Here is a 5,515-nt window from a genome sequence, read left to right on the forward strand (position 1 = left end):
CGTTCCCGCCCGGCCGGCCGCCGAGGCCGGGCCGCTGCTGGCGCTGGAAACGCTGCGCACCGCGGTCCGGTTGAAACAGAAGGTGCGGATCGGCATCGTGGACCCGGACGGCAACCACCGGCGCCAGGTGATGCTCCCGTTGTCCGTCAGCGGCGGGCGGGTGCGGGTTTTCGACCCCGACCGTGACAGCGAGCGCACCGTCTCCATCCACCGCGTCATGGACATTGAACTAGTGGAGGGCAGCTGAATGGCCAACGGACCCCTGATCGTCCAGAGCGACAAGACCATCCTGCTGGAAGTGGACCACATACAGGCCACCGAGGCCCGGCACGCCATCGCCGCGTTCGCCGAACTGGAGCGCGCGCCGGAGCACATGCATTCCTACCGGATCACTCCGCTGGGGCTGTGGAACGCGCGCGCCGCCGGGCTGGACGCCGAACAGGTGCTGGACACGCTGCTGAACTACTCGCGCTTCCCGGTGCCGCACGCGTTGCTCGTGGACATCGAGGACACCATGTCCCGCTACGGGCGGCTGCGGCTGGAGAAGGACCCGCAGCATGGCCTCGTGCTGCGCACCACCGACTACCCCGTGCTCGAAGAGGTCATGCACGCCAAGAAGATCCAGCCGCTGCTGGGTCCGCGGATCGATGCCGAGACCACCGTGGTGCACTCCTCCCAGCGCGGCCAGCTCAAGCAACTGCTGCTCAAGCTGGGCTGGCCCGCGGAGGACCTGGCCGGCTACGTCGACGGCACGCCGCATCCGATCGCGCTGGCCGAATCCGCGGAACCCGGCGGCTGGCAGCTGCGGCCGTACCAGCGCCTGGCCGTGGAGAATTTCTGGGCCGGCGGTTCCGGCGTCGTCGTCCTGCCGTGCGGGGCCGGCAAGACGCTGGTCGGCGCGGCCGCGATGGCCACCAGCTCCACCACCACCCTGGTGCTGGTGACCAACACCGTCTCCGCGCGGCAGTGGAAGGACGAACTGGTCCGCCGGACCTCCCTGACCGCGGAGGAGGTGGGTGAATACTCCGGTTCGGTCAAGGAGGTCCGGCCGGTCACCATCGCCACCTACCAGGTGCTGACCATGCGCCGCGGCGGGCTGCACCCGCATCTGGAGCTCCTGGATGCCAACGACTGGGGTCTGATCATCTACGACGAGGTGCACCTGCTCCCGGCCCCGATGTTCCGGATGACCGCTGACCTGCAGGCGCGGCGGCGGCTGGGGCTGACCGCCACGCTGGTGCGCGAGGACGGCCGCGAGGGCGAGGTGTTCTCGCTGATCGGCCCGAAGCGCTACGACGCGCCGTGGAAGGACATCGAGGCACAGGGCTACATCGCCCCCGCCGACTGCGTCGAAGTCCGGGTGGACCTGCCGCGGGACGAGCGGGTGGCCTACGCCATGGCCGACGACGGCGACAAGTACCGGCTGTGCGCAACGTCGCCGACCAAGACCCCCGTGGTCGATGCCTTGGTGCGGGCGCACCGGGGCGAGCAGCTCCTGGTGATCGGGCAGTACATCGACCAACTGGATGAGATTGCCGCGCACCTGGATGCGCCGGTGATCAAGGGCGAGACGTCGGTGAAGGAACGGCAGCGGCTGTTCGACGCGTTCCGCCGCGGCGAACTGCAAACGCTGGTCGTCTCCAAGGTCGCCAACTTCTCCATCGACCTGCCCGAAGCCACCGTGGCCATCCAGGTGTCCGGTTCGTTCGGCTCGCGTCAGGAAGAAGCCCAGCGCCTGGGCCGGCTCCTGCGCCCGAAGTCGGACGGCCGGGCCGCCCGGTTCTACACGGTGGTGGCGCGGGACACGCTGGACCAGGACTTCGCGGCCAAACGCCAGCGCTTCCTGGCCGAGCAGGGCTACGCCTACACCATCAAGGACGCCAACGACGTGCTGCAGCCGTAGGCCGGTCCGACGCGCGCGCTGCCGCCGGCCTCAGCGCAGCCCGCCGTTTCGGTACAACTGGAGGAAGGCCTCTTCGCGGACTTCCTCCAGCCGCTGGTAATCAACCGCCCAGCGGCGCCGGTCCATGCGGCGACGGGCAAGGCTTCGGCGTGCGGTGCCCGCCGCCGCGCTCAGCGCCCTCGCCGTGTCGCGGAGCAACTGCCGGAGGTCCAAGGTTCGGGAACCGTCGAACTCCTCAACCGCCTCGTAAAGATCCGTTGCTTCAGATTCGCGGGCCAATACTGCTGACTGCATGATTTCCCTTTCGGCTTGTGCCGGACTTTTTCGCCGACGAATCAAGAATCCGCCGCCGACAGGTGTGGCAGCATCGGGCAAACGACCCATTTGCCCCGGCCGGGCATGGGGCATCCGGGCCGCCCTACACGCGCAGCATTCACTCAGCAAACTCCCAGAAACCGGGAGCACACTGAAAGGGTGAAAAAGCCTGAGCCCGAAGCCAAACTGCTGGTCGTCGACGACGAGCCGAACATCCGGGAACTGCTGTCCACCTCGCTGCGGTTCGCAGGATTCGAGGTAGTGGCTGCGGCCAACGGCCGCGAGGCCCTGGACGCCGCCGAAGAGCATTTACCGGATCTGGCCGTGCTGGACGTAATGCTGCCGGACATGGACGGGTTCACCGTCACCCGCAAGCTGCGGGCCTCCGGCCGGCATTTCCCCGTGGTCTTCCTCACCGCCCGCGACGAAACCGAAGACAAGGTCACCGGCCTGACGGTCGGCGGCGACGACTACGTGACCAAGCCGTTCAGCCTGGACGAAGTGGTGGCCCGGATCCGCGCCGTGCTCCGCCGCACCCGGCCGCTGCTGGAAGACGACGCGATCATCCAGGTGGACGACCTGGAGCTCGACGACGACGCGCACGAGGTGCGCCGGGGCGGCGACGTCATCGACCTCTCCCCCACCGAGTTCAAGCTGCTGCGCTACCTGATGCTGAACCCCAACCGCGTGCTCTCCAAGGCGCAGATCCTGGACCATGTCTGGGAGTACGACTTCAACGGCGACGCCTCGATTGTCGAGTCCTACATCTCCTACCTGCGCCGGAAGATCGACACGAATCCGGATACTCCGCCGCTGATCCAGACCAAGCGCGGCGTGGGGTACCTGCTGCGCACGGCCGACCGCCGCTGATCCATGCTGGATCGATGGAAGTCAGCATCCCTGCGGTCGCAGCTGGTGCTGATCATGGGCGTGCTCATGGTCGCCACCCTGTCCCTGACCTCGGCGCTGATCCTGACCCAGCTTCACGACACGCTGGTGAGGCAGCTCGACGAGGACCTGCTCAAGAACCGCCAGTCCATCTCGTCCTTCCTGGTCCGTGAGGCGACGGCCCCCACCGGAATGTCCTACTCGTCGAGGTATTACGGCGCCTTGTTCACCCGCAGCGGCGAGCTCACGCTTGACACCAACCCCACGGGTGACCGCCCGGACCTGCGGGACATCACCCCCGACCGGGCCCAGGCACTCGAAGGCCGGGGGTTCCACGTTGCCGGCACCGAACGGGACAGCCAGGGCTGGCGTGTGTGGGTCACGCCCCTCCAGAACGATTCCGGCTCCGTCGCGGTGGCGGTGAGCTACAGCGAGGTGAACAGCACCTTCGACAAGGTTGCGGCCAGCACGCTTCTGATCGCCGTCTCGGCCACGGTGGCCGCTATCGGCATCGTGTGGCTGGCCGTCACCCGTTCCTTCCGGCCCTTGGCGCGGGTGGAGAAAACGGCAGCGGCCATTGCCGCCGGGGACCTCTCCCGCCGCGTCGACGTGCTGAACCCGGCGACCGAAGTGGGCCGGCTGTCCAGTTCCCTGAACGCCATGCTCGCGCACATCGAAACCGCCTTCGCGTCCCGGACCGCGTCCGAACAGCGAATGCGGCGCTTCGTCCAGGATGCCTCACACGAGCTGCGCACCCCGCTGGTCACCATCCGCGGCTTCTCCGAGCTGTACCGGCACGGCGCGCTGCAGACGCCCGACGACGTCGGTGCGGCCATGGGCCGGATCGAGAGCGAAGCCAAGCGCATGGGCCAGCTCGTGGAAGACCTGCTGACCCTGGCACGGGTGGACGAACAGCGTCCGCTCGAAACCAGGCCGCTGGATCTCCTCATGCTCGGCAATGATGCGGCGTTGGACGCACGGGCCAGCGCCCCCAACCGCGCCATTACGGTCGTGGGGCTCGACGGCGGGGCGCCGCGGCCCGCCCCGATCGTGGGCGACGAGGCCCGGCTGCGCCAGGTGGTCGCCAACCTGGTCACGAACGCCCTGCGCTACACACCCGACGGCTCACCGCTGGAGATCGCCGTCGGCGTCCAGCCGGGAAGCGACGACCGCCTGGATTCCGTCCTGGAGATCCGCGACCACGGACCGGGCATCTCCGAAGACGAGGCCGCGCGGGTGTTCGAACGTTTCTACCGGGCGGACACCTCCCGCGATCGCGAAACCGGAGGCACCGGGCTCGGCCTGGCCATCGTCGCGGCCCTGGTGGCCCAGCACGACGGAAGCGTCAGGCTGGCTGAAACCCCGGGCGGCGGGGCAACCATGTCCATCCGGATCCCGTATCACCCGCCGGCGGACGAGGACGGCGCCTTCGACCTCGGGTGACCGCGGGCCCGTCCCGCGCTTGGGGGTTTTCCACATCCGTCGGTTCGGGTCTCGCGGCGTCTTCCGCCGCTGCCTAGCCTGAACCGTGTCGGACAGCTTCATCCACGAGCGGAGGACACCATGGCCGTATTCCAGGTAGACAGCGAGGCTCTGGCCGCCAAGAGCCTCGCCGTGCAGGGCACCATCGGTCGGCTGCAGGCGGAGGTGAACACGATGCAGTCCGGGCTGCGCGAATTGGAGTCGCTGTGGACCGGTTCGGCGGCGACGAACTTTCAGCAGCTGATCACGGACTGGCGGGCCACCCAGCTGAAGGTGGAGGAATCCTTGGCCAGCATCAACGCGGCGCTGTCCCACGCCTCCCAGCAGTACTCGCAGGCCGAGGAGGCCAACGCCCGGATGTTCCTGGCCTGACCTTCGTCCGGGCGGGGCCGGTGCGAGGCCGCAAGGTTTGGCCGCGGCGCCGCCGGGTGTGCGGCCGGGCGTTCAGTCCTGCTCGGGGGTGCCCTGGTGGAACCGCAGGCGCCACCGCCCGCCATCGCGCAGCCAGAGCGAACTGCGCAGGGCCGAACCGTCGCGGCGGATGCTCCGGTAGGTCAGCAAGATGCTGTCTTCTCCCAGCCGTTCGACGGCGAAGACCTCCATGGACGCGTCCAGCTCCGGGCTTTCCTGGAGTTCGCTGATCATCGCGTCCCGCGTCCACATCCGGCCTGCTTCGCCAATCTCGGCGAAGTCGGGGTGCAGCAGCACGGCCAGGCGCCCGTAGTCAGCCCGGACGACGGGGCTGAGCAGCTCCTTCTCGAGCCGCACCACCAGCTCTTCCGCGGCGTCCCCGACAGCGGCCGGGTCGGCGAAGTCTTCCAACTCGGAAAAAAGATCGGGTTCCGGCACGACTGCGGCAGCCGGCCGGGCAGCCGGGGTATTTCCCGGGCGGGCGGCGGCAGCCGGGGTGTTCCCCGGGCGGGCGGC

The 5,515-nt window shown here is 68.7% G+C and carries 6 protein-coding genes and 1 pseudogene; 5 read left to right on the plus strand and 2 right to left on the minus strand.

Going from position 1 to position 5,515, the window contains the following annotated elements; genetic code table 11:
* A pseudogene (locus AC5RUJ_RS10210) lies at positions 1-247 on the plus strand (helicase-associated domain-containing protein); the annotation flags it as partial.
* The gene (locus AC5RUJ_RS10215; RefSeq protein ID WP_494128685.1) at positions 248-1,903 is read left to right on the plus strand and encodes a DNA repair helicase XPB; all 1,656 of its coding nucleotides are present in this window, start codon (positions 248-250) and stop codon (positions 1,901-1,903) included.
* A 30-nt stretch (positions 1,904-1,933) separates the two neighbouring features.
* Here AC5RUJ_RS10215 and AC5RUJ_RS10220 read toward each other — a convergent pair whose 3' ends face one another.
* Positions 1,934-2,197, minus strand: a complete 264-nt coding sequence (locus AC5RUJ_RS10220) for a hypothetical protein (RefSeq protein ID WP_494109705.1) — start codon at positions 2,195-2,197, stop codon at positions 1,934-1,936.
* 180 nt (positions 2,198-2,377) lie between these two features.
* Between AC5RUJ_RS10220 and AC5RUJ_RS10225 the strand changes: the two genes are divergently transcribed.
* The 3 genes from AC5RUJ_RS10225 (at position 2,378) to AC5RUJ_RS10235 (ending at position 4,960) form a co-directional block, all read left to right on the plus strand.
* Positions 2,378-3,088: a response regulator transcription factor gene (locus AC5RUJ_RS10225; RefSeq protein WP_494001776.1), complete on the plus strand. Its 711-nt coding sequence runs from the start codon at positions 2,378-2,380 to the stop codon at positions 3,086-3,088.
* A gap of 3 nt (positions 3,089-3,091) precedes the next feature.
* Positions 3,092-4,549, plus strand: coding sequence for a sensor histidine kinase (locus AC5RUJ_RS10230; RefSeq protein ID WP_494026299.1), 1,458 nt, complete (start codon positions 3,092-3,094; stop codon positions 4,547-4,549).
* Between the two features lie 120 nt (positions 4,550-4,669).
* Complete coding sequence (locus AC5RUJ_RS10235) at positions 4,670-4,960, plus strand: WXG100 family type VII secretion target (RefSeq protein WP_494001778.1); 291 nt, start codon at positions 4,670-4,672, stop codon at positions 4,958-4,960.
* A gap of 72 nt (positions 4,961-5,032) precedes the next feature.
* On the opposite strand, the gene AC5RUJ_RS10240 is transcribed toward AC5RUJ_RS10235, so the two are convergent.
* Positions 5,033-5,515, minus strand: a 483-nt coding sequence (locus AC5RUJ_RS10240) for a nuclear transport factor 2 family protein (RefSeq protein WP_494155825.1), incomplete at its 5' end; no start/stop codon positions are given.

The sequence above is a fragment of the Arthrobacter sp. Y3223164 genome (assembly GCF_059091005.1).